The organism is Diaminobutyricibacter sp. McL0608, from assembly GCF_039613825.1.
Classification (GTDB): Bacteria; Actinomycetota; Actinomycetes; order Actinomycetales; family Microbacteriaceae; genus Diaminobutyricibacter.
The window spans coordinates 3,034,506-3,058,083 of sequence record NZ_CP154826.1 but is presented as its reverse complement, the minus strand read 5'-3'; the positions used below and the strand labels follow the sequence as shown (position 1 = coordinate 3,058,083).

Genomic DNA, 23,578 nt, shown 5'->3' with positions numbered 1-23,578 from the left:
CTCATGCTCCTTGCGATCGACACCTCTGCGGGCACGTCCGTCGCTGTCGTCGACCGTGACGGAGGCATCCTCGCCGAGCGCAGTGAACTCGACACCGTGCGCCACGCGGAAGTGGTCGGCGACCAGATCGCCGCGGTCCTCGCCGAGGCGGCCATTCCTGTCGACGCACTCTCGGCGGTCGCGGTCGGGATGGGTCCGGGTCCGTTCACCGGGCTGCGTGTCGGTATCGCCGCAGCTCGCGCGTTCGCCTTCGGTGCCGGAAAGCCCGTCGTTCCCGTGGTCAGCCACGATGCGATAGCGTTCGAACGCTACCGGGAGGGCCACACCGGTGGACTCCTGGTCGTGACGGATGCGCGGCGCCGCGAACTCTACTGGTCCGCCTTCGTCGGTGTGGACGAGGTGGGACTACCCATCCGTGAGGACGGCCCGGGACTCTGCAAGCCCGACGAGGTTCCGCATCCTGCTCTGGCGCGCTTCGACGCCGCCTCGGTGTCGGCGGGTGCACTGGGGATGTTCGCCGAGCTCCTCTATTTTCACCGGCGTCCCTTCGCGGCCGACGAGCCCCTGTACCTGCGGTCGCCCGACGTGACGCTCTCCAACGGACCCAAGCGGGTGAGCGCCTGATGGAGGCGTGGCAGTTCCGACGGGCAGCCGCGGCCGATGTTCCGGCGATCATGGTGCTCGAACGCGCCACGTTCGTGAACGACGCCTGGTCGGAGCGCTCGATGCGCCACGAGGTCACCAGCGAGCACTGCTTCTACCTCGTGGCGTTTCGGCCCGAGAGTCCGGATGAGATCGAAGGCTATGCCGGACTGCTCGCGCCGACCGGGTCGACCGACGGCGACATCCAGACCATCGCTGTCGCACCCGGTGCCCGCCGCCAGGGACTCGGCCGTGCGCTGATGCTGACCCTGCTGGGCGAGGCGCAGCGGCGCGGTGTCACAGCCGTCTTTCTTGAGGTGCGGGCCGACAACCCCGGCGCGCAGGCCCTCTATCGGATGCTCGGCTTCGAGGAGATCGGTGTGCGGCCCCACTATTACCAGCCCGACGACGTGGATGCGATCGTGATGCGCGTCGAGGTCGTGGCCCCGCGAACCGCGTGGGCCGAGAACCCGGCGCTCACCGAAGGAGGCGAGCAGTGAACCGCGCGGAGCCGCTCGTGCTGGGCATCGAGACGTCGTGCGATGAGACGGGCATCGGAATCGTTCGCGGTACGCGCCTGCTCTCGAACACGATCGCGTCGTCCATGGACGAGCACGCGCGCTACGGGGGAGTCGTTCCCGAGGTGGCGGCCCGTGCCCACCTCGAGGCCCTGATCCCCGCGCTTCGGGCCGCCGTGGCCGACGCCGGCATCCGCCTCGACGAGCTGGATGCGATCGCGGTGACGAGCGGACCGGGACTCGCCGGGGCACTGATGGTCGGTGTCGGCGCGGCCAAAGCGCTCGCCGTGTCGCTCGGCAAGCCGATCTTTGCCGTCAACCACCTGGTTGGACACGTCGGCGCCGATCTGCTCGACGCGACGGGAGGCCCGGGACATGCCGTCGAACTTCCCACGATCGCTCTGCTGGTCTCCGGCGGCCACACCTCGCTGCTGCTCGTCCGCGACCTGGTCTCCGACGTCGAACTCCTGGGGGAGACGATCGACGACGCCGCCGGTGAGGCGTTCGACAAAGTGGCCAGGGTGCTCGGCCTTCCCTATCCGGGGGGCCCGCAGATCGACCGGGTTGCCGCGTTCGGTGACCCGAAGGCCATCCGCTTCCCCCGCGGCCTGAGCCAGCCGAAAGACATGGAGAAGCACCGCTACGATTTCTCGTTCTCCGGGCTGAAGACAGCCGTGGCGCGGTGGGTCGAGCAACGTCAGGACGCCGGTGAAGAGGTGCCGGTTGCGGATGTCGCGGCCAGCTTCCGCGAGGCCGTCGTCGACGTACTGATCACGAAAGCCATCGCCGCCTGTGCCGACTTCGGTGTGCCTCGCCTTCTGCTCGGAGGCGGGGTCGTCGCGAATGCCCGGGTGCGCGAGGTCGCAGCCGAGCGGGCGTCGCGAGCGGGTGTTGCACTGCGCATCCCGGCGTTGTCGCTGTGCACCGACAACGGGGCGATGATCGCGGCGCTCGGAGCCCAGCTCATCATGGCCGGCCACGAGCCGTCCACCCTGTCGTTCGGCGCGGATTCCACGCTTCCGGTGACGGAGATCCAGGTCGCTGGCTGACCCATCCGTTGACACCCTCCTCCGAGGGCTGTCACGATGGCTGCATACAGGGTTTGTTCAGCTATCGAGGAGCCAGGTCCATGAGTGACGCACCACCGCCACCGCCCGCAGTGCCCAGCAGCCAGCCCGTCACACCCGTCGGGTACGGCCAGCCCATCCCTCCCGTGGGCTACGGGCAGCCCGTCCAGCCGGGGACCAATGTTCTCGCCATCATCTCGCTCGTGATCTCGATCCTCGGATTCAACGTCATCGCGATCATCCTCGGCGCCATCGGTCTCAGCCAGATCAAGAGAACCGGAGAGAAGGGCCGTGGTCTCGCTCTTGCCGGTATCTGGATCGGTGCGATCTCGATCGTGCTCGGCATCATCATCGCCATCGTCTTCATTGTCGTCCTCGCCAACGTGGGCATCACCACCCAGACATCCTGAGCGCCGGCGGACCGCCGAGGCGTTCCGCCCCAATCGAAAGGAGATCGGCTCATGTCCGATCCGAACACCCCGAACGAACCGGCAGAACCGAACGTTCCGCCTCCCGCCGTTCCACCGGCCGCGCCTGAGGGCAACCCTCCTGTGCCCCCGGTGCCCCCTGTCCCCCCTGCGGCACCGGCGGCACCTGTTCCCCCGGCGTATCAGCCCGCTCCTCCGGTGCAGCCGGGAGCGGTTCCACCGCCCGCGCCGCCCGCGTACGGCCAGCCCGCTCCCGGCTATGGCCAGCCCGGCTACGGTCAGCCTGGTTACGGTCAGCCGGCGTACGGCCAGCCTGCTCAGCCGTACGCGCAGCCGTACGGAGCCCCGGCGCCGGCCGCGAAATCGCCGGTCCTGAGCATCATCTCGATGGTCGCCGGCATCCTCGGAATCGTCAGCTTCGGCTGGGGCTTCGTCTTCTCGATCGCGGCGATCGTGCTCGGCTTCCTCGGCCGGAACAAGGAACCGGCCGCGAGGGGTTTCTGGCTGACCGGCCTGATCACCGGGTTCGTCGGGATCGCGATCACGATCATCGGCGGCATCATCCTCGCCGTCGGCGTGTTCAGCGTGATGAACAGTCCGAATCTGAACTACTGACCCGCAGCGCCTGAAGGGCCGGAACGCTTCGCGCGGTCCGGCCCTTCGCCGTTCCGCTCCCCGCGCCTCACAGTTCAGCCGAGCCGGTCGACGAGCAGCGCCGTGTGGCGGCCGGCGATACGCGTGAGTACGAGGGTGGCGCTCTCCCGACCGCTCAGCGACAGGCGCTTCCGCAGGGCCGAGGGGTCCACATCCACCCCGCGCTTCTTGATCTCGAGCGTCCCGATGCCGCGTTCGCGCAGAGCCCGTTTGAGGTCGCGTTCGGCGAAGGGGAGGGTTTCGAGAACGCGGAAGGCCGACGCGAACGGCGTCGGAACGAGGGTGCTCGAGGTGAGGTAGGCGATGCCGTCGCTGAGCATGCGAGCACCGAGCGATCGCGCGAGGTCGCCGATCAGGCGGGCACGGATGACGGCGCCGTCCGGTTCGTAGAGGTAGTCGCCGAGTTCGCCGGCTTCGACGTCCTCGCTGTCCTCCGGCGCCGTGAGCTCGTGTGAGCCCGTCGCGTCGACCACGAGCGCGGAACGGCGGATGCGTGGGCGGGCCAGAGCGCCGAACCAGAGCCCCATCTCGACCAGGTGGCCGTCGACCGAGATCCACTGCGCCTCGGCGGTGGTGGGGATGAGGTCGCGGTCGAGCCCGGGGCCGAGCTTCACTCCGACCGACCGTCCGGTCGCGAGCTCGAACGCGAAGTTCAGCGACGGCGAATAGTCGTCAGGGTCGGTGAGACGGGTCGTCTGCCCGTGGCCGGCCGTACGCCTGGCCGGGTCGAGATAGACACCGTCGAACCCGCGCAGCTCGACGTCTTCGGCGTTCTCGTTCACGACCGACGCGTTCGCGAACGGCGCGAGGTTGTAGCTCGCGATCGCCGCGGTGATCTCGTCGGCGTCGACTGCCGTCACCTCGAGGTCGATGGCAGCCATCGCCATCGCGTCCCCGCCGATGCCGCAGCCCAGGTCGACCACGCGCGACAGGCCTGCCGCGGCGTATCGCCCGGCATGGAGGGCGGCGACGGAGAGTCGGGTAGCCTGCTCGAGTCCCGCCTCGGTGAAGAGCATCCGGCCGGCGAACGGGCCGAACTTGCCTGCGGCCTTCGACCTGAGGCGCGCCTGGGTGAGCACGGCGGCGACGAGGGCAGGTGGATGACCGGCCTTGCGGAGATCGCTGACCATGCGCACGACGTCGCTGTTGGAATGGTAAGGAGGCAGGGAATCGAGCAGCCGCAGCCCCTCGGGCGACAGCAGTTCGACGAGTTCGGACCTGTCCATGAACCCAGCGTACGCACGTCCTCGTCTTGGCACTCACGTTGCGGGACTGCTAACCCAGCATCTAGACTCGGTTTAGCACTCTCGGTGTGAGTGTGCTAACTCCAGTCTTAGTTCAAGAAAGAGGTCAACCGTGTCGGTCTCCATCAAGCCGCTCGAGGATCGCATCGTTATCAAGCAGGTCGAGGCTGAGCAGATGACTGCTTCGGGTCTCGTCATTCCCGACACCGCCAAGGAGAAGCCGCAGGAGGGCGAGGTCGTCGCAGTGGGCCCCGGCCGCATCGACGACAACGGCAACCGCATCCCGCTCGACGTCGCCGTCGGCGACAAGGTGATCTACTCGAAGTACGGCGGCACCGAGGTCAAGTTCGCCGGTGAGGACTACCTCGTCCTCTCCGCACGCGACGTTCTCGCAGTGGTCGTCCGCTGACGATCCCACGTCGAGGGGGCCCGGATGCGCGAGCATCCGGGCCCTCTCCGTTTCGGCGTAATATCGCTGGAGTGTCCAGCCCTGAACTCGAGTCGACCTCCAGCGCCGAGGCAGGCCAGGACGACTCGCGGAAGCCGCTGACGAGTCACCGTCGCTCCGGCCTCGTCTATGCGATCTCGGCGTACGTGCTGTGGGGCTTCCTCCCCATCTACTTCCTCGCGCTGGCACCGGCGAACGCGTTCGAGATCGTCGCCTGGCGGGTGATCTTCTCACTCGGGTTCTGCGCCATCCTGCTGACGGCGACCCGCGCCTGGCGGCTGTTCGGAGCACTTCTGCGCAATCGCCGCGTCGTCCTCACCATGGGGCTTGCCGGCGCACTGATCTATGTCAACTGGCAGACCTACGTGCTCGCCACCATCAACGGTCACGTCGTCGAAGCGGCGCTCGGGTACTTCATCAACCCGATCGTGACCGTGTTCCTCGGTGTCGTCGTGCAGCGCGAGCGACTGCGTCCCGCTCAGTGGGTCGCGGTCGGCGTCAGCATCGTCGCAGTGATCGTGCTCGCCATCGGCTATGGTTCGCTTCCGTGGATCGCACTCATCCTGGCCTTCTCATTCGGCCTCTACGGACTGATCAAGAAGCGGGTCGGCGGCCAGGTCGATGCGGTCGGCGGTCTCACTCTCGAGACGATGTGGCTGACGCCGGTGGCCATCATCCAGTTGATTGTCGTCGCAGCCATGGCGGGCCTGACCTTCGGCACGGTCAGCGCATGGCACACGGTCCTGCTGGTCGGCCTGGGCGTCATCACCGCGATCCCGCTGCTGTTCTTCGCGGCCGCGTCCCGCCGACTCCCCCTCGTCTACATGGGGTTCATCCAGTACTTCGCGCCGTTCATCCAGTTCCTCGTCGGTGTGGTGATCCTGCACGAGGCGATGCCGCCGGAGCGCTGGATCGGCTTCGGAATCGTCTGGCTCGCACTTCTCATCCTCACCGTGGATGCGGTGGTGGCCGGTCGTCAGTCGCGCACGGTTGCGGAGTTGACGTAGTCGGAATTTCCCCAGCCTCGAGCCGTTAACATGGATTACCAGCGACGACAATAAGGGGTGAAATGGATCAGACGGATCCTTTCGGTTTCATCGGACTGACCTACGACGACGTGATGCTCCTTCCGGGGCACACCGACGTCATTCCGAGCGAGGCGGATACGTCGTCTCGTCTCACCAAACGCATCACCGTGTCCGCGCCCCTGCTGTCGTCGGCGATGGATACTGTCACCGAGTCCCGCATGGCCGTCGCCATGGCACGCCAGGGTGGCATCGGCATCCTGCACCGCAACCTCTCGATCGAAGACCAGGCGGCGCACGTCGACAAGGTCAAGCGGTCCGAATCGGGCATGATCACCAACCCTGTGACCACGACACCCGACGCGACCGTTGCCGAGGTGGATGCGCTCTGCGGCCAGTTCCGCGTCAGTGGGCTTCCCGTCGTCGAGGGTGACGGGACCCTCGTCGGCATCATCACGAACCGCGACATGCGTTTCGTCTCTCCGTTCGAGAAGAGCACGACGCTGGTGCGCGACGTGATGACCCGCCAGCCGCTGATCACAGCGCCCGAGGGCATCGACCCCGACTCCGCCGTGGCGATCTTCGCGCAGCACAAGATCGAGAAGCTTCCCCTCGTCGACCCGGCCGGTCGGCTCCGCGGCCTCATCACCGTCAAGGACTTCGACAAGAGCGAGAAATACCCGAACGCCACCAAGGACGACGAAGGCCGCCTGCGGGTCGGCGCCGCGATCGGCTTCTTCGGCGACGCGTGGGAGCGGGCGATGACACTCATCGACGCCGGCGTCGACGTAATCGTCGTCGACACCGCGAACGGCGACAGCGCAGGTGTGCTCGACATCGTCCGACGCCTGAAGAGCGAGCGCGCCGCGTCGCACGTCGACATCATCGGCGGCAACGTAGCCACCCGCAGCGGTGCTCAGGCGCTCATCGACGCGGGCGCGGATGCGATCAAGGTCGGGGTCGGTCCCGGCTCGATCTGCACGACCCGCGTCGTCGCAGGAGTCGGCGTTCCCCAGGTCACCGCCGTCTACGAAGCGTCCCTCGCCGCCCGCATCGCCGGTGTTCCGGTCATCGCCGACGGGGGCCTCCAGTACTCGGGCGACATCGCCAAAGCACTCGTCGCGGGAGCCGAGACGGTGATGCTCGGCTCCTTGCTCGCCGGTACCGATGAGAGCCCGGGCGACCTCGTCTTCGTCAACGGCAAGCAGTTCAAGAACTACCGCGGCATGGGTTCGCTCGGCGCGCTGCAGACGCGCGGCAAGAAGACCTCGTACTCGCGCGACCGGTATTTCCAGGCCGACGTTCCGAGCGATGAGCAGCTGATCGCCGAAGGCATCGAAGGTCAGGTCCCGTACCGCGGCCCGGTGTCGTCCGTCGTGTACCAGCTTCTCGGCGGTCTGCGCCAGTCGATGTTCTACGTCGGTGGCCGCACGATCCCGGAGCTCAGGGAGCGCGGCAAGTTCGTGCGCATCACGGCAGCCGGACTCAAGGAATCGCACCCCCACGACATCCAGATGGTCGTCGAAGCGCCCAACTACCGCCGGTAGGTCGCGCGTTCGCGGCAGGTGACGTAATCTGGAAGGCTCGTTCGACGCGGGCGCCCTTCGGGGCTCGTATCGACTGAGGAATTCCATGGGTTACATCGACGTGTCCGGGGCCTCGTATACGCTGGCGGATGGGCGTCCCTTGCTCGACGACGTATCGTTCCGGGTCGGCGAGGGCAGCGTATCCGCTCTCATCGGGGCGAACGGTGCGGGCAAGTCGACGCTGTTGCGCATCGTTCGCGGCGAGCTCCGGCCGGATGCGGGAACGATCGGGATCGACGGCGGTCTCGGTGTCATGGACCAGTTCGTCGGGCACACTCGGGACGACCGCACGGTTCGTGACCTGCTGGTCTCGGTGGCGCCGGCTTCCGTTCGCTCTGCTGCCCTGGCGCTCGACGCCGCGGAACTCGCGATCATCGAACGCGATGAGCTGGAAACACAGCTCGCGTACGCTGCGGCGCTTGCGGAATACGCGGATGCGGGCGGGTACGACGAAGAGACGGTCTGGGACCACTGCACGATGAGCGCCCTCGGAGTTCCGTATGAGCGCGCTCAATACCGGGAACTGAAGACGCTGTCGGGGGGCGAGCAGAAACGTCTCGTGCTCGAGTGTCTGCTTCGGGGGCCGGAGCAGGTTCTCCTCCTCGATGAGCCGGACAACTATCTCGATGTACCTGCAAAACGCTGGCTTGAGCAGGAACTTCGGGCGACCCAGAAGACGGTCCTGCTCGTGTCGCACGATCGGGAGCTTCTCGCCAACGCGGTGGGACGGATCATCACGCTCGAGCTGGGCGCCGCCGGCAACACCGTCTGGACGCACGGAGGAGGGTTCGCCACCTATCACCGCGCCCGCGAGGACAGGATGGACCGCCTCGACGAGCTTCGTCGCCGCTGGGACGAGCAGCACGCCAAACTGAAGGCGCTGGTGCTGCGCCTCAAGGAGAAGGCGAAGTACAACGACGACGTCGCCTCGCAGTACCGGGCTGCCCAGACCCGTCTCGCCAAGTTCGTCGAGGCGGGTCCCCCGCAGTTGCGCCCACGGGAGCAGAACCTGTCGATGCGGCTCACCGGATCGCGCACCGGCCGCCATGTGGTCGACTGTGTCGAGCTCGAGCTGACCGGATTGATGAAGCCGTTCGACACCGAGATCTGGTTCGGCGAACGGATCGGCGTGCTGGGCTCGAACGGCTCGGGCAAGTCGCATTTCCTCCGGCTCCTCGCAGCGGGAGGGACGGATCCGGACCCGGCAGCGGGACATCTCGCTTCAGCCGCCCAGCTCGGGTCGCCGGTGGCCCACACGGGTACGGCGAAGCTGGGGGCACGGGTGGTTCCCGGGTATTTCGCCCAGACTCACGAGCATCCCGAACTCGTGGGCCGGACGCTGCTCGACATCCTGCACCGTGGGGACGGGGGACGCGACGGGATGGCCCGCGATGCGGCCAGCCGTGCGCTCGACCGCTACGGGCTCGCCTCGTCGAGCGAGCAGCGCTTCGAGACGCTGTCGGGCGGCCAGCAGGCGCGACTGCAGATCCTCCTGCTCGAGCTCTCGGGTGCCACCCTTCTGCTGCTCGACGAGCCCACGGACAATCTGGATCTGGTCTCCGCCGAAGCGCTGGAGGAGGGGCTGGACCGCTTCGAGGGTACGGTCATCGCCGTCACGCACGACCGCTGGTTCGCACGGAGCCTGGACCGCTTCCTCGTGTTCGGCGACGACGGGCGCGTCTACGAGTCCGACGAGCCAGTGTGGGATGAGCGACGGGTCGAGCGCCAGCGCTGACGAAACCCGCTGCTCACGCGGTCCGGGCCGCGGTAGCGAGGCGCTCGATCGCTTCGGTGAGGACCTCGGGTGAGCAGGCGAAGTTCAGGCGCACGAAGCCGCGGCCCTGCGTTCCGAACTCCGTCCCGGGTACCAGGGCGACTTTGGCGGCGAGGGCGCGCGCACTCGGGTCATCGCCCCACCCGAGCTGCCGGAAGTCGAGCCAGGCGAGAAAACTTGCATGCGGCTGGCGGAATACGACGTCGGGCAGCTGTTCCCGAAGAAGATCGCCGAGCAGGTGACGACTCGCCTCGACCGAGGACAGCATTCCTGCGCGCCACTCGTCGCCGGACGAGAGCGCTGCGGCTGTCGCGATGCGACCGAACAGGCTCGTGCGCACCTCGACCTCCTTGGGGGGCGTCGCCGTTCGGGCGGCCATCGCGTCGTGGGCCGTCACGATGAGGGCGCATTTGAGACCTGCCAGGTTCCAGGCCTTGCTCGCCGAGTGCGCTGCGATGCCGTGCCGGCGCGCTGCCTCAGAGACGGTGAGGTACGGCGTGAACGTTGCGTCGGAATGGGTCAGCGGCGCATGGATCTCATCGCTCACCACGGCGACGCCGTAGCGATCGGCGAGCTCGGCGACAGCGCGGAGCTCGGCGGCGCTGTGGACGAGGCCGAGGGGATTGTGCGGGTTGCACAGCAGGAAGGCCTTCGCACCAGCCGCAAAGGCTCGTTCGATCCCCTCGAGATCGAGTCGAAGACCACGATCGTCCTCGTCGGCCAGTGGCACCTCGACGACTCGCCCGCTTGCCTTGGGGATCAGGTCGAAGAACGGCGGATAGACCGGGGGGTTGATCACGACGCCGTCACCGGGCCGGATCACCAGGCGCAGTGCCTCGACGATAACGACGCTGACGTCGGTCGTCGTCGTGACCCGGTCGGGCTGCACCGTCCAGTCCCAGTGCCGATGCGCGAATGCGCAGAAGGCGCGCTGCACGTCGTCGTCGGGCCCGATGTACCCCGTGTCCGAGCGTCTCACTGCGGCGATGAGCGCCTCGGCGATCGGCTCGGCGAGTGGATAGTCCATCTCGGCCACGAAGAGGGGGAGCACATCGGGCGGGAACGCGGGCCACTTCTCGCTCGTGCGGTCCCGGAGTTCGGCCAGTGGATCGGCGACAACCTGCATGCCTCCACTCTGCCGTGCCGGCCCGCGGGCGCGCATCCGGGACACACGACCTGTGCAAGTCCGGCCACCTGTGGATTCTGAGCCCTCGATCCCGGCCGCGCCATAGACTGAATCCGTGAGCATGGAGATTGAGATCGGGCGCGCCAAGCGTGCCCGCCGCGTATACGCCTTCGACGACGTCGCGGTGGTGCCCAGCCGTCGCACCCGAGATCCTGAAGATGTCTCGGTCTCCTGGTCGATCGACGCGTACCAGTTCGCGATCCCCTTCCTGGCCGCTCCGATGGACTCCGTCGTCTCGCCGACGACGGCGATCATGATGGGGCAGCTCGGCGGCCTCGGCGTACTCGATCTCGAAGGTGTCTGGACGCGCTACGACGACCCTGAACCGCTGCTCGCGGAGATCCGGCAGCTGCCCGCCGACAGAGCGACCGCGCGGATGCAGGAGATCTACTCCGCGCCGATCGATCCCGGCCTCGTGACACAGCGGCTCGCCGAGATCCGCGCGGGTGGGGTGACCGTCGCCGGCGCCCTGTCGCCGCAGCGCACGCAGGAGCTCTACAAGACGGTCGTCGAGGCGGGCGTCGACCTCTTCGTGATCCGCGGCACGACCGTGTCGGCCGAACATGTCTCGAAGAACGTCGAGCCGCTCAACCTGAAGAAGTTCATCTACGAGCTCGACGTCCCCGTCGTCGTGGGCGGAGCGGCGACCTACACGGCGGCACTCCACCTCATGCGCACCGGCGCCGCGGGCGTACTCGTCGGCTTCGGCGGAGGAGCCGCCTCCACGACCCGAGCGACGCTCGGCATCCACGCTCCGATGGCGACGGCCGTCGCCGACGTCGCGGGCGCGCGCCGTGACTACATGGACGAGTCGGGCGGCCGTTACGTGCATGTCATCGCCGACGGCGGGCTCGGCACCTCGGGAGACATCGTGAAGGCGATCGCATGCGGCGCCGATGCGGTCATGCTGGGCACTGCGCTGGCACGGGCCACGGATGCGCCCGGCGGCGGCCTGCACTGGGGTACCGAGGCGTACCATTCACAGCTTCCGCGTGGCAATCGGGTCGAAGTCGGCCAGGTCGCACCGCTGGAGGAGATCCTCTACGGCCCGGCACCCGTCGCGGAGGGCACGGCAAACCTGGTCGGAGCACTCCGACGGTCCATGGCGACCACCGGGTATTCAGACCTGAAGGAGTTCCAGCGCGTCGAAGTCGTCGTCGCGCCGTATCACGCGCACTAGATACACGGCCGTCCGGCCGGGGAAGGGAATGACATGGTCAAGGAGGATCAGTCCGGCCAGACACTGTCCAGCCCGTCGAAGCTCGGCCCGGCCGAGCGGGCGGAGGCGATCCAGGCCCTGAAGGACACCGAACTCGACATCCTCGTCGTCGGCGGCGGAATCGTCGGAACCGGCAGCGCGGTGGATGCGGTGACACGCGGCCTCACCGTCGGGCTCGTCGAGGCGCGCGACTTCGCATCCGGTACCTCCAGCAGGTCGTCCAAGCTCGTCCACGGTGGCATCCGGTACCTCGAGCAACTCGACTTCCGCCTGGTACGTGAGGCGCTCATCGAGCGCGGCCTCCTCCTCCAGCGCATCGCACCGCACCTGGTCAAGCCGGTGCGATTCCTCTACCCCCTCAAGAAGCGCGTGATCGAACGCGCCTATGTGGGTGCGGGCATGATGCTGTACGACATCTTCTCGTACACCGGCCTCCGGCCGCCGGGCGTCCCCCATCACCGTCACCTGTCCAAGCGTCAGGTGATGCGCGCGATCCCGAGCCTTGCCAGCGACGCACTGGTCGGCGGCATCACCTATTACGACGCCCAGGTCGACGACGCCCGCTACGTGGCGAACCTCGCGCGGACGGCTGCGCATTACGGCGCCCATGTGGCCAGCCGTGTTCGCGTCGAGGGGTTCATCAAGGTCGGCGAGCGGGTCGTGGGAGTGCGCGCGCACGACCTCGAGAACGACGAGCGTTTCGACATCCGCGCCAAGCAGGTCGTCAATGCGACCGGCGTGTGGACCGACGATACCCAGGCCATGGTCGGCGAACGCGGGCAGTTCAAAGTGCGCGCTTCGAAGGGCATCCACCTCGTGGTCCCGCGCGACCGGTTCCAGTCGAAGATGGGGCTCTTGCTGCGCACCGAGAAGAGCGTGCTGTTCGTGATCCCCTGGGGCCGGCACTGGCTGATCGGCACCACCGACACCGACTGGCACCTCGACAAGGCGCATCCGGCCGCGACAGCTGCCGACATCGACTACCTGCTCGAGCACGTCAATGCGGTGGTGGGCGTTCCGCTGACGCGCGAAGACGTCGAAGGCGTCTACGCGGGGCTGCGCCCGCTTCTCGCAGGAGAGTCGGAGCAGACGTCCAAGCTCTCGAGGGAACATCTCGTGGCCCACTCGGTGCCGGGGCTCGTCGTGATCGCGGGCGGCAAGTGGACGACGTACCGCATCATGGCGAAGGATGCCATCGACGCAGCCGTCGACGCCCTCGACGGCAAGATTCCGCAGAGCACGACGCAGGAGATCGCGCTCGTCGGTGCGGAGGGATACCAGGCCGCCTGGAACGCCCGCGGACGGATCGCAGCCACGACCGGTCTCCACATCGCCCGGATCGAACACCTGCTCAACCGCTACGGAACGATGGCCGAAGACCTCCTCGAACTTGTGAAGTCGGACCCATCGCTCGGTGAGCCCCTGCCCGGTGCTGACGACTACATCGGCGCAGAGGTCGTGTATGCGGCGTCGAACGAAGGCGCGCTGCACCTGGAGGACGTGCTCGCGCGACGCACCCGCATCTCGATCGAGGCCTGGGACCGCGGAGTGTCGGCTGCACCGGTCGCCGCGAAGCTCATGGCGGCCGTCCTCGGGTGGGATGCGAAGCGCGAGGAGCACGAGGTGCAGGTCTACCTGCAACGGGTCGCCGCCGAGCGCGCGAGCCAGCTCCAGCCCGACGACGAGTCCGCGGAAGCGATCCGGCTGGAGGCCCCCGACATCGTCAACACCTGAGCCTCCGGCGCAGCTCCGGATGAGGGACCAGGACCGGGCGGGAGACCGCCGGGCCGGGCAAGCGCTTGTGGCGCCTCCGGTAAGATCGAGGTACTGCCCCCACAAGTTTCTGGAGACGTAACCATGGTTGACGTTCGACGGGTCAAGCTCCCCGGGGTCGGTGTGCTCCACACCTTCGTTACAGACGACGGTGGCAAGGTCGGCGTCATCGCCCACCGTTCCGGCCACAGCGACCTGATCACGTTCTCGGATCACGAGGACGGCGCAGATGTGACGAAGGTCTCGCTGCGCCTCAACGAAGACGAAGCACACACGCTCGCGGAACTCCTCGGCGGCACGCAGATCACCGAGTCGCTCACGGCGCTCGACCAGATCCCCGGGCTCAGCATCGACTGGTTCACGGTCGACTACGAGGACCACATCGCGGGGCAGCAGCTCGGCAGGCCCGGCGAGCGCGGAATCGTGGGACTGACCGTCGTGGCGGTCGTCCGTGGCGAGTCCGCCAACCCGGCCCCGGCTCCCGACTTCAAGGTCTTCCCCGGCGACACACTGGTCGTCGCCGGGTCACCGGAGAAGGTTGCGAAGGCTTTCGCGTTCTTCCGGTCCGGTGCGCTGCCCACCCGCGGTGCCGACGCCGCCGACGCTCCGCCCGGGGGGTAGTCGATGCATCTCGGCGAAGACCTCATCGTTCTCGGCCTGCTCCTGCTCGTGGCGTACGTGCTGGGGCGTCTCGGCAAGCTGGTGGGTCTCCCCGCGATACCGATCTACATGATCGTCGGGCTGCTGGCCAGCCCGCACACCGGGTGGTTCCCCCTCAACTTCGACTCGCACTACATCGAGCTGATCGCCATCTTCGGGCTGATCCTGCTGTTGTTCAACCTGGGTCTCGAGTTCGACCAGGACGAGTTCTTCGGCAATTTCGGCAAGCTGATCATCTCGGGTGGCTCCTACGTCGTCATCAATATGGGCGTCGGACTCATCTTCGGGTTCATGGTGGGGTGGGGCACCCGCGAGGCGCTGATCATCGCGGGGATGACGGCCACGTCGTCGAGTGCGATCGTCACGAAGCTGCTCATCGAGCTCAACCGGTTGGCCAATCGGGAGACCCCGATGATCCTGGGTGTCACCGTCGTCGAGGACATCTTCATCGCCATCTACCTCGCCATCGTCTCGGTCGTGCTGAGCGGGGAGACCGACTTCTGGCCGATCGTGGCGAAGCTTGCGATCGCCTTCACCTTCCTGGTCGTGATGTTCTCTCTCGCCCGCTGGGGCGGGCGCGTGGTCTCTCGCTTCTTCCGAACGAAAGACGACGAGCTCTTCACGATCCTGTTCTTCGGTCTCGCGGTCCTCTTCGCCGGCATCGGCGAGATCCTGGGCGTGACCGACGCGATCGGCGCCTTCCTCATCGGACTCGTCCTCGGCGCGACGAAGTATCGAAACAAGATCGAGCACATTGCGATCCCGCTCCGAGACGTATTCGCGGCGTTCTTCTTCCTCAATTTCGGGCTGGCCCTCAACCCCGCGCAGTTCCCCTCCGTGATCGTTCCGGTCGTCGCTGCGGTGGGTATGACCCTGGTACTGAACATCGCCGCCGGCCAGTTCGTCGCCTGGATCAACGGGCTCGGACCGCAGGCCGGCATCAACACCACAGTGATCCTCCAGAACAGGGGCGAGTTCGCGCTGATTCTCGCGACCCTGTCGGTCAGCGCCGGACTCGATCCGCGCATCCAGCCGTTCGCCGGCCTCTACGTGCTCATCATGGCCGTGATCGGGCCGCTGCTCGCAGCAAACTCCGAGAAGATCGGTGCGATGATTTTGCGGACCGGCTCATCGAAGAAGAGGTCACGGCCGAAACGCGATCCCATGCTCGATGAGGAGATCGCGCTCGTCGAAGCGGCGACCGCCGACCTCGACTCGGCAGCGACCACGGATACGGGCACCAGGCAGGCGGTCGATCGCGTGATCGAGCAGGCGATGCAGCAACAGGACACCAGCGGGGACCGGAAGCGGGATTGACCATTAGCGACACGACAGGCAGCGGCGAGACGACGCTGTTCCAGATGATGCTGCGCCCGCGCTGGATCGGGGCACTCGTGCTCGCCCTCGCGCTCGCAGCAGGGTTCGCCTGGCTCGGCCAGTGGCAGCTCGAGCGGGCCATCGATTCCGGCAAGGTCATCGATTCGCCCAGCGAGACGGTGCTCCCGCTCGACACGGTGGCGAAGCCCGGCGGCCCGATCACCGACGTCGCGACCGGTCAGCTCGTCCGGTTCACCGGGTCGTTCGTCCCGACGGACTACCAGTTGCTCCAGGGGCGCCTCAACCACGGAACCGCCGGCTGGTGGGTGGTCGGCCACTTCACCCTCGCCCCGAAGGACCCGGGGGGAGCGCCGGTGGCCCTGGCGATCGCACGCGGATGGGCCCCCGACAAGGTGACCGCGGAATCAGTGGCTGCCCGCCTCGCCAACGAACCTGCGGCGCAGCAGGAGGTCGTCGGCCGTCTTCTGCCCACCGAGGCGCCCGAAGTGCCCGATCCCAAGGGCGACCCGACCGTGATGACGACGATGTCCTCGGCCGCCCTTTACAACCTGTGGACAGGCGTCGACGGCGTTGCTGTATACGAGGCCTACGTGGTGGAGCGCACGCCGCCTGCGGGGCTGGACAAGATCGACTCGCCGCCTCCCATCCAGCAGCAGACGCTCAACTGGCTCAACATCTTCTACGCAGCCGAGTGGATCATCTTCGCCGGCTTCGCCATCTTCTTCTGGTATCGGCTCGTGAAAGACGCCAAGGAGAAAGAAGACGAGGAACGCGAGCAGCTGCTCGCCGAGCGGGCCGCTCTCGGCGAGAGCGCAGGCAGCAGGAACGTAAACTAGTCGCATGGCCCTCGCACCCAAACCCCAGGACTTTCCGAAGATCCGCGGGGCCCTGAAGTTCTATCAGGTCTTCGCTTACATCACCGGAATCATGCTGCTCCTCCTGGTGAGCGAAATGATCGTCAAATACGGCTTCCACTACGAGCTCTACGCGTTCGGCGACCACGGTGTGCTCGCGTTCGTCCCGTGGGATCCGAGCGGAACCCTGCCGGTCGCCACCGGCATCAACCTCAGCACGGGCATCCTCATCGCCCACGGCTGGCTGTATGTCGTCTACCTCTTCTCCGACTTCCGCCTGTGGAGCCTGATGCGCTGGAACTTCGCCAAGTTCGTGCAGATCGCTCTCGGCGGCGTCATCCCGTTCCTGTCCTTCTTCGTCGAGGCGATCATCACGAAGCAGGTGCGAACCTATCTGGCCGGCCGCGAGGCCGAAGAAGCTAACCTCGTGGAGGCATCCCATTAGCACCGATTCCGCGTTCTCCCACATGCTCACCGGCGCCGACAGTGCGAATCCGACCGGTCCTGTACTCGTCGTCGATTTCGGCGCCCAGTATGCGCAGCTGATCGCACGACGCGTGCGTGAGGCGAGCGTCTACTCCGAGATCGTTCCTCACACGATCACTGCCGCCGAAGTGGCCGCGAAGCACCCGTCGGGAATCGTGCTCTCGGGCGGACCCTCGAGCGTCTACGAAGAGGGCGCACCGCAGCTCGACAGCGAGATCCTCGAACTCGGCGTGCCGGTGCTCGGCATCTGCTACGGCTTCCAGGTCATGGCGACGACCCTCGGCGGCGAAGTCGCCCACACCGGCCAGCGCGAGTACGGATCGACCGATGTCACCGTGAGCGATGCGGGCATCCTGCTCGACGGTCAGCCAGAAGAACAGACGGCGTGGATGAGCCACGGCGACTCGGTCTCCAAGGCGCCGGAGGGCTTCGCCGTGCTCGCCTCCACAGCATCGACTCCCGTGGCCGCCTTCGCGAGCGACGAGCGCAAGCTGTACGGCGTGCAGTGGCACCCCGAGGTCAAACACTCGGCCTACGGCCAGCGTGTGCTCGAGAACTTCCTTCACCGCGCGGCTGGAATCCCGGCCGACTGGAACAGCGGCAATGTCATCGCCGATCAGGTCGCGGCCATCCGCGCCCAGGTGGGCGGAGGCAAAGTCATCTGCGCGCTGAGCGGAGGCGTCGACTCCGCGGTCGCTGCAGCCCTCGTGCACAAAGCGGTCGGCGACCAGCTCGTCTGCGTGTTCGTCGATCACGGGCTGCTGCGCAAAGACGAGCGCCGACAGGTCGAAGAGGACTATGTCGCGGCGACGGGCGTGCGGCTCGTGACCATCGACGCCGAGGAGCAGTTCCTCACCGCGCTGGGCGGTGTCAGCGACCCGGAGACGAAGCGCAAGATCATCGGGCGCGAGTTCATCCGCACGTTCGAGAAGGCGCAGGCCGATCTCGTCGCCGAAGCGGCTGCAGACGGCGACCCCATCCGGTTCCTGGTGCAGGGTACGCTCTACCCCGACGTCGTCGAATCGGGTGGCGGAACGGGCACGGCGAACATCAAGAGCCACCACAACGTGGGCGGGCTGCCGGAAGACCTCCAGTTCGACCTGGTGGAGCCGCTGCGCACGCTCTTCAAAGACGAGGTGCGCGCCATCGGCCGCGAGCTCGGGCTTCCCGAGGCCATCGTCGGGCGCCAGCCGTTCCCCGGCCCGGGCCTCGGAATCCGTATCGTCGGCGAGGTCACGTCGGAGCGTCTCGACCTGCTTCGTGATGCCGACGCCATCGTGCGTGCCGAACTCACGGCGGCAGGCCTCGACACCGAGATCTGGCAGTGCCCGGTCGTGCTGCTGGCCGATGTGCGATCAGTGGGCGTCCAGGGCGATGGTCGCACCTACGGGCACCCGATCGTCCTGCGTCCGGTCTCCAGCGAAGACGCGATGACCGCCGACTGGACACGTCTGCCGTACGACGTGCTCGCGAAGATCTCCAACCGCATCACGAACGAAGTCGCCGGGGTCAACCGGGTCGTGCTCGACGTCACGTCGAAGCCGCCGGGCACCATCGAGTGGGAGTAGGCGAAAAGGAGGCCGGTGCGGAACGAATCCGCACCGGCCTTCTTCATCGATCAGGTCGCTAGTTTCGCGCGATCGCGAACATGCGGAGGATCTCGAGGTACAGCCAGACGACGGTGACCATGATGCCGAAGGCGCCGCTCCAGCCGTACTCACGTGGTGCCCGGTTGGCGACTCCGCGCTGGATGTAGTCGAAGTCGAGCACCAGCGAGTAGGCGCCCATGATGACGACGAGGACGCCCAGCACCAGCCCGAGCGGGATGCCGAAGATCTCGACGGAACCGCGCAGGCCGAACGGGTTGGTGTTCGCGCCCGTCCACATGAGCACCAGGTTGATGACCGAGAAGACGAGGTATCCCACCATGGCGATGAGGAAGACCTTCGTGGCTCGCGCGGATGCGCGGATCTTGCCGCTCGCGAAGAGTGCCAGGGTCACCGCGATCACGGCGACCGTCGCCAGGACGGCCTGGACGACGATGCCCTCCCACTTGGCTTCGAAGACACCGGAGACGGCGCCGACGAACACGCCCTCGATTGCGGCATAGAGGAGAACCAGCGGGGCCGACGGCTTCTTCTTGAAGATGTTGACGAGAGCGAGAGCGAATCCGACCAACGCGGCAGGGACCCAGAGGGCCGGGAAGGCCCAGCCGACCGCACCGCCTGCGACGAGCAGCACGAAGCTGATCGCCGTCTTGACGATCGTGTCTTCGACCGTCATCCGACCCGTGTCGTGCGACGACGCGGCGGGCGATTCATACAGCTGCTGGAGCGCCTCAGCGCTCGGAGCGGCGGTGGCGGTCGTCGTCTTCGCCTCGGAAGCGAACGCCTTGTTCCGCGAGAATGCGGGGTTGTCGAGTGCCATGGTTCCTCTGCTCACCTTGTGGGACCGGGAAGGCCGCTGAACGGCTTTGCCTCAAATCTAGTCGAGTCCGCCGTCGCGGGGGCTGACAGATTGCCGTGATCTGACGCTCCGCGGTGCGTGCGTCGACCACCAGACCGCGATTCCGCGGGCCGCCCACGCAGCTGCCACGGTGACCAGGCTGCCGATCGTGAATGAGATCCAGGAGCCGCTGTAGTCGGCGATCACGCCCGAGAGAACGATGCCGCAGGCGATCGGCAGGACGAGCACGACGTAACAGATCGCCGGACGGAGCCGAACGAGGAGCCATGCGGCGAGCGGTACGACGAAGCACCAGGCGAAGGATGCCCCTCCGAGCATGAGCCAGGTGAACCCGAGCGCGGGGAGGACGACCGCCACCCGGCGGCCGATGGGGGCGGGGAGGACGGCCCACCCTGCAGGCTGGATGAGAGACCCCGCGAGCAGGAAGAGCAGGCTGTACGCGCTCGTCAGCTGGATGCACGCGGTGCCGATCATGATTGCGGCGAGCCCCGAGACCAGTCGCGGGCGATAGGCGCCCCAGTGGAGGGGGAGCAGGGATGCCGGCTCCCGCCATCGCGGTTGGGGATCGGACTCGGACACGAAACGATTCTGGCACTCGGATGAGCAGGTGACCGTCAGGATCCCGCAGCTATTATCTGTCCATGCGTGCGCATTCATATCCGCTCGTGGTCGGGCACAGGGGTGCGCCCGGCTATCGACCCGAGCACACGAGGGCCGCCTATGAGCTTGCCTTCGCTCTGGGGGCGGATGCAGTGGAGCCCGACCTGGTCGCGACCCGCGATGGGGTGCTGGTGATCCGGCACGAGAACGACATCTCCGAAACGACCGACGTGGCCGCGCATCCCGAATTCGCCGGCCGTCGCTCCACGAAGGAGATCGACGGGGTCGTGATCACGGGGTGGTTCACGGAGGATTTCACCTGGGCGGAGCTGGCGACGCTTCGCGCCAGGGAGCGGGTGCCGTTCCTGCGGCAGGCGAGCGCCAGTTTCGACCGCCACTACCCGCTGCTGCGGTTCCGGGATCTCATCGATATCGTCGATCGGGCGTCGGATGATGCGGCCAGGCTGCTCGGTATCGTCGCGGAACTCAAGCACGCGACATACTTCGAATCGATCGGGCTTCCCCTCGACGAGCTCGTCGACGCCGAACTGTCGGACACGGGGTGGGGCGACAATCCGGAACTGATCGTCGAGAGCTTCGAGAAGACGGTGCTTTCGAAGCTCTACCATCGCGGGTACCGGGGGCGCAGGTTCTACCTCGTCGAGTCCTCCGGTGCGCCGGCCGATCGGATCGCCGCGCAGGGCTCCGACGCCGCAGGCTACGACCAGGACCTCACGGCTGTCGGACTCTACGCCCTCGGTGCGGCGGAAGCGGCGCATCGGGTGGAAGGCGTCAGTGTCGACCTCTCGATGGTGCTCACTCCGGAGCAGGTGGACGAGGACGGCGACCCGACCTCGGAGCTCGTCGACACCGCTCACGCCGCGGGTCTCCGGGTGTTCTGCTGGACGCTCAGGCCGGAGAACCACTTCCTTCCCCAGGCTTTCCGTCGCGGCGAGGCCGATTCGGCCTGGGGGGACTGGCGCACGGAATTCTCTCTGATCATGCGGTCGGGAGTCGACGGCGTCTTCGCCGACCAGCCCGACCTCGCCGTGGCGGTCAGGGACGGCGGCTGAACCCCGCAAGGATCGGTGGACGGCCGGACGCCGCTGACAGTGGTGGCGACTAAAATCGTTGAAGACATGACGAGCCTTTTCGATTCGGACCCTTCCGCCCCGTCCGCAACCCCCATCATCCTCGACGGGCGGTCAGCACCTTCGGCAGATGACGCGCTCCTGAACGGTCTGAACCCGCAGCAGCGGCAGGCCGTCGAATATCGCGGGCCGGCCCTTCTGATCGTCGCCGGCGCGGGCTCGGGCAAGACGAGTGTGCTCACCCGCCGCATCGCCAGCCTCATCGACCGGCGCGAGGCGTGGCCGAGCCAGATCCTCGCGATCACCTTCACGAACAAGGCTGCGTCCGAAATGCGTGAGCGCGTCCAGGCGCTGCTCGGGGGCACCGCCGACGGCATGTGGATCTCGACGTTCCACTCGGCGTGCGTGCGCATCCTCCGCCGCGAGGCCGAGTCACTCGGCAAGACTGCCAACTTCACGATCTACGACTCCGGCGACACCCGCGCCCTCATCAAGCGCATCGTCAAGGAGCTCGACGCGGACACGCTCGGCTTCACGGTCGCCGGAGTGGCGGGCAAGATCTCCAAACTGAAGAACGAGCTCTCCGACATCGAGAGTTACGCCCGTTCGGCGAACCTCAGCGATCCGCAGGAGGTGATGTTCCTCGAGATCTTCCGTCAGTACACCCGCGCACTCCGTTCGGCGAACGCCTTCGATTTCGACGACCTGATCAGCGAGACCGTCTTTCTGTTCCGTGCCTTCCCGCGGGTGGCCGCCCTCTATCAGCGGCGCTTCCGCCACATCCTGGTCGACGAATACCAGGACACCAACCACGCGCAGTACTCCCTGATCCGCGAGCTCACGATGCCGATCGCTCCGGCGATCGCCGACGATCTGGAACAGCAGGGACTTCACGTGAAGTCTCTGCAGGATGCGGTGGGCGTCATCCCGGGAGCCTCGCTGACTGTCGTCGGCGATTCCGACCAGTCCATCTACGCCTTCCGCGGCGCGGACATCCGCAACATCGTCGAGTTCGAGCGGGACTTCCCCGGTGCGAATGTCATCCTCCTCGAACAGAATTACCGATCGACCCAGAACATCCTCAGCGCGGCCAATGCGGTCATCGCGAACAACTTCGACCGCAAAGACAAGAAACTCTGGACCGCCGTCGGCGACGGCGAGAAGATCGTCGGGTTCACCGGGTACTCCGGCCACGACGAGGCGCAGTTCGTCGCCGACGAGATCGAGAAGCTGCACTCGAACGGCATGGCATATCGCGATATCGCCGTGTTCTACCGCACGAACGCTCAGACACGGGCGCTCGAAGAGATCTTCATCCGATCGGCGCTGCCGTACCGAATCATGGGTGGCACGAAGTTCTACGAGCGGGCCGAGATCAAAGATTCGATGGCCTACCTCATCGCGGTGGCGAACCCTGACGACATGCTCGCGCTGAGGCGCATCCTGAACACGCCGAAGCGGGGGATCGGCCCGGCGACGGAGACCCAGCTGGCCAGCTATGCGGGCGACAACGGCATCACGTTCCGCGACGCCATGCGCGACGCGGCCTCGCTCGGGCTGGGCCCGAAGGTCACGAACGCGATCCTGAAGCTGTCGGCACTTCTCGACGAGGCAGCGGTGAAGGCCGACCCGAACGCGCCGGCCGGAGCTTCACCGGTGGCGGACGTGCTCTCGTTTCTGCTCGACGAGAGCGGGTACCTCGAGGCTCTGCGGTCGAGCCGCGATCCGCAGGACGAGGCGCGGGCCGAGAACGTCGAAGAACTCGTCGCCGTCACGAAGGAGTTCGTACGCAACAACCCGGACGGCGGGCTGATCGACTTCCTCACCGAGGTCTCGCTGGTCGCGGCGGCCGACGAGATCGACGACTCGAGTGGCACGGTCTCGCTGATGACGCTGCACACGGCCAAGGGGCTCGAGTACGACGCGGTGTTCCTGACCGGTGTCGAAGAAGACCTTCTCCCGCACCGGATGTCGGCCGGCGAACCGGGTGGACCCGCTGAGGAGCGGAGGCTCTTCTATGTGGGGATCACGCGCGCGAAGAAGCGTCTCTTCCTTTCGCTGGCGATGACGCGGGCCCAGTTCGGCGAGACGGCGGTGGCCATGCCGAGCCGGTACCTCCAGGAGATCCCGGCCGACCTGATCGACTGGAAACAGTCTCCCGGCACCGCGACGAGCCGGGGTGGCACGCAGCCGCGTGCGCTGAACGCCCGCCGGCCCGGTTCCCGATGGGGCGAGGAGACGGGCCAGCGTGGATTCTCGACGCCGGCGCTGGATCGACCCAAGGTCGAGTGGCCCAACCGGATCACGGCGACCGTGCGCGACAACGGCGACCTCGAACTGAGCGCCGGGGACCGGATCCGTCACACCGACTTCGGCGACGGTCGCGTCACGGCCGTGACGGGCGAGGGCACGAAGCGTGTCGCGCACGTCCAGTTCGAGAAGGCCGGCACGAAAAAGCTGCTGATCAAGATCGCACCGATCGAGAAACTCTGAGGTTCGCCGCACCCCTGAACCGATGC

The 23,578-nt window shown here is 66.9% G+C and carries 22 protein-coding genes; 18 read left to right on the top strand and 4 right to left on the bottom strand.

Annotation, left to right across the window (positions count from 1 at the left end; genetic code table 11):
* Nucleotides 1–3 precede the first annotated feature (3 nt).
* The 5 genes from tsaB (at nucleotide 4) to AAYO93_RS14565 (ending at nucleotide 3,270) form a co-directional block, all read left to right on the top strand.
* A complete protein-coding gene (gene tsaB, locus AAYO93_RS14585; RefSeq protein WP_345761894.1) occupies nucleotides 4–624 on the top strand; it encodes a tRNA (adenosine(37)-N6)-threonylcarbamoyltransferase complex dimerization subunit type 1 TsaB in 621 nt (206 codons plus the stop codon).
* Nucleotides 624–1,142, top strand: a complete 519-nt coding sequence (rimI, locus tag AAYO93_RS14580) for a ribosomal protein S18-alanine N-acetyltransferase (RefSeq protein ID WP_345761893.1) — start codon at nucleotides 624–626, stop codon at nucleotides 1,140–1,142. Before tsaB ends, rimI begins: the two co-directional genes overlap by 1 nt.
* On the top strand, nucleotides 1,139–2,209 hold the full coding sequence (gene tsaD / locus AAYO93_RS14575) for a tRNA (adenosine(37)-N6)-threonylcarbamoyltransferase complex transferase subunit TsaD (protein WP_345761892.1): 1,071 nt from the start codon (nucleotides 1,139–1,141) through the stop codon (nucleotides 2,207–2,209). Before rimI ends, tsaD begins: the two co-directional genes overlap by 4 nt.
* A gap of 80 nt (nucleotides 2,210–2,289) precedes the next feature.
* Nucleotides 2,290–2,637, top strand: coding sequence for a DUF4190 domain-containing protein (locus AAYO93_RS14570; RefSeq protein ID WP_345761891.1), 348 nt, complete (start codon nucleotides 2,290–2,292; stop codon nucleotides 2,635–2,637).
* A 51-nt stretch (nucleotides 2,638–2,688) separates the two neighbouring features.
* The gene (locus AAYO93_RS14565) at nucleotides 2,689–3,270 is read left to right on the top strand and encodes a DUF4190 domain-containing protein (RefSeq protein WP_345761890.1); all 582 of its coding nucleotides are present in this window, start codon (nucleotides 2,689–2,691) and stop codon (nucleotides 3,268–3,270) included.
* A gap of 74 nt (nucleotides 3,271–3,344) precedes the next feature.
* Here AAYO93_RS14565 and AAYO93_RS14560 read toward each other — a convergent pair whose 3' ends face one another.
* Nucleotides 3,345–4,535, bottom strand: a complete 1,191-nt coding sequence (locus AAYO93_RS14560) for a class I SAM-dependent methyltransferase (protein WP_345761889.1) — start codon at nucleotides 4,533–4,535, stop codon at nucleotides 3,345–3,347.
* 130 nt (nucleotides 4,536–4,665) lie between these two features.
* Between AAYO93_RS14560 and groES the strand changes: the two genes are divergently transcribed.
* The 4 genes from groES to AAYO93_RS14540 all read left to right on the top strand — a co-directional run bounded on the left by groES (nucleotide 4,666) and on the right by AAYO93_RS14540 (nucleotide 9,347).
* Nucleotides 4,666–4,962, top strand: a complete 297-nt coding sequence (gene groES, locus AAYO93_RS14555; protein ID WP_345761888.1) for a co-chaperone GroES — start codon at nucleotides 4,666–4,668, stop codon at nucleotides 4,960–4,962.
* Nucleotides 4,963–5,099: 137 nt separating this feature from the next.
* The gene (rarD, locus tag AAYO93_RS14550) at nucleotides 5,100–6,008 is read left to right on the top strand and encodes an EamA family transporter RarD (RefSeq protein WP_345764897.1); all 909 of its coding nucleotides are present in this window, start codon (nucleotides 5,100–5,102) and stop codon (nucleotides 6,006–6,008) included.
* Nucleotides 6,009–6,070: 62 nt separating this feature from the next.
* Nucleotides 6,071–7,573: an IMP dehydrogenase gene (guaB, locus tag AAYO93_RS14545; RefSeq protein WP_345761887.1), complete on the top strand. Its 1,503-nt coding sequence runs from the start codon at nucleotides 6,071–6,073 to the stop codon at nucleotides 7,571–7,573.
* An 85-nt stretch (nucleotides 7,574–7,658) separates the two neighbouring features.
* Nucleotides 7,659–9,347 (top strand): ABC-F family ATP-binding cassette domain-containing protein, encoded by a 1,689-nt coding sequence (locus tag AAYO93_RS14540; RefSeq protein ID WP_345761886.1) that lies wholly within the window; start codon nucleotides 7,659–7,661, stop codon nucleotides 9,345–9,347.
* Between the two features lie 13 nt (nucleotides 9,348–9,360).
* On the opposite strand, the gene AAYO93_RS14535 is transcribed toward AAYO93_RS14540, so the two are convergent.
* Nucleotides 9,361–10,512, bottom strand: a complete 1,152-nt coding sequence (locus AAYO93_RS14535) for a MalY/PatB family protein (RefSeq protein ID WP_345761885.1) — start codon at nucleotides 10,510–10,512, stop codon at nucleotides 9,361–9,363.
* 121 nt (nucleotides 10,513–10,633) lie between these two features.
* Here AAYO93_RS14535 and AAYO93_RS14530 point away from each other — a divergent pair, with 121 nt between their 5' ends.
* The 7 genes from AAYO93_RS14530 to guaA all read left to right on the top strand — a co-directional run bounded on the left by AAYO93_RS14530 (nucleotide 10,634) and on the right by guaA (nucleotide 18,470).
* Nucleotides 10,634–11,752: a GuaB3 family IMP dehydrogenase-related protein gene (locus AAYO93_RS14530; protein ID WP_345764896.1), complete on the top strand. Its 1,119-nt coding sequence runs from the start codon at nucleotides 10,634–10,636 to the stop codon at nucleotides 11,750–11,752.
* A gap of 33 nt (nucleotides 11,753–11,785) precedes the next feature.
* Entirely contained in the window at nucleotides 11,786–13,525 is a 1,740-nt protein-coding gene (locus AAYO93_RS14525) for a glycerol-3-phosphate dehydrogenase/oxidase (protein ID WP_345761884.1), read from the top strand.
* A gap of 123 nt (nucleotides 13,526–13,648) precedes the next feature.
* Nucleotides 13,649–14,185: a cation:proton antiporter regulatory subunit gene (locus AAYO93_RS14520; RefSeq protein ID WP_345761883.1), complete on the top strand. Its 537-nt coding sequence runs from the start codon at nucleotides 13,649–13,651 to the stop codon at nucleotides 14,183–14,185.
* Between the two features lie 3 nt (nucleotides 14,186–14,188).
* Entirely contained in the window at nucleotides 14,189–15,541 is a 1,353-nt protein-coding gene (locus AAYO93_RS14515; protein WP_345761882.1) for a cation:proton antiporter, read from the top strand.
* Nucleotides 15,538–16,398: an SURF1 family cytochrome oxidase biogenesis protein gene (locus AAYO93_RS14510; RefSeq protein WP_345761881.1), complete on the top strand. Its 861-nt coding sequence runs from the start codon at nucleotides 15,538–15,540 to the stop codon at nucleotides 16,396–16,398. Before AAYO93_RS14515 ends, AAYO93_RS14510 begins: the two co-directional genes overlap by 4 nt.
* 4 nt (nucleotides 16,399–16,402) lie before the next feature.
* Nucleotides 16,403–16,861, top strand: coding sequence for a DUF3817 domain-containing protein (locus tag AAYO93_RS14505; RefSeq protein WP_345761880.1), 459 nt, complete (start codon nucleotides 16,403–16,405; stop codon nucleotides 16,859–16,861).
* 22 nt (nucleotides 16,862–16,883) lie between these two features.
* Nucleotides 16,884–18,470: a glutamine-hydrolyzing GMP synthase gene (guaA, locus tag AAYO93_RS14500; RefSeq protein WP_345761879.1), complete on the top strand. Its 1,587-nt coding sequence runs from the start codon at nucleotides 16,884–16,886 to the stop codon at nucleotides 18,468–18,470.
* Between the two features lie 58 nt (nucleotides 18,471–18,528).
* Here the strand turns inward: guaA and AAYO93_RS14495 are convergent, their stop codons facing one another.
* Both AAYO93_RS14495 and AAYO93_RS14490 read right to left on the bottom strand, forming a co-directional pair.
* On the bottom strand, nucleotides 18,529–19,329 hold the full coding sequence (locus AAYO93_RS14495) for a Bax inhibitor-1/YccA family protein (protein ID WP_345761878.1): 801 nt from the start codon (nucleotides 19,327–19,329) through the stop codon (nucleotides 18,529–18,531).
* Nucleotides 19,330–19,386: 57 nt separating this feature from the next.
* Nucleotides 19,387–19,947, bottom strand: a complete 561-nt coding sequence (locus AAYO93_RS14490) for a hypothetical protein (RefSeq protein WP_345761877.1) — start codon at nucleotides 19,945–19,947, stop codon at nucleotides 19,387–19,389.
* A gap of 62 nt (nucleotides 19,948–20,009) precedes the next feature.
* Here AAYO93_RS14490 and AAYO93_RS14485 point away from each other — a divergent pair, with 62 nt between their 5' ends.
* Together AAYO93_RS14485 and AAYO93_RS14480 are read left to right on the top strand one after the other, a co-directional pair.
* A complete protein-coding gene (locus AAYO93_RS14485) occupies nucleotides 20,010–21,041 on the top strand; it encodes a glycerophosphodiester phosphodiesterase family protein (protein ID WP_345761876.1) in 1,032 nt (343 codons plus the stop codon).
* 66 nt (nucleotides 21,042–21,107) lie between these two features.
* Nucleotides 21,108–23,552 (top strand): ATP-dependent helicase, encoded by a 2,445-nt coding sequence (locus AAYO93_RS14480; protein ID WP_345761875.1) that lies wholly within the window; start codon nucleotides 21,108–21,110, stop codon nucleotides 23,550–23,552.
* The last annotated feature ends 26 nt before the right edge of the window (nucleotides 23,553–23,578 follow it).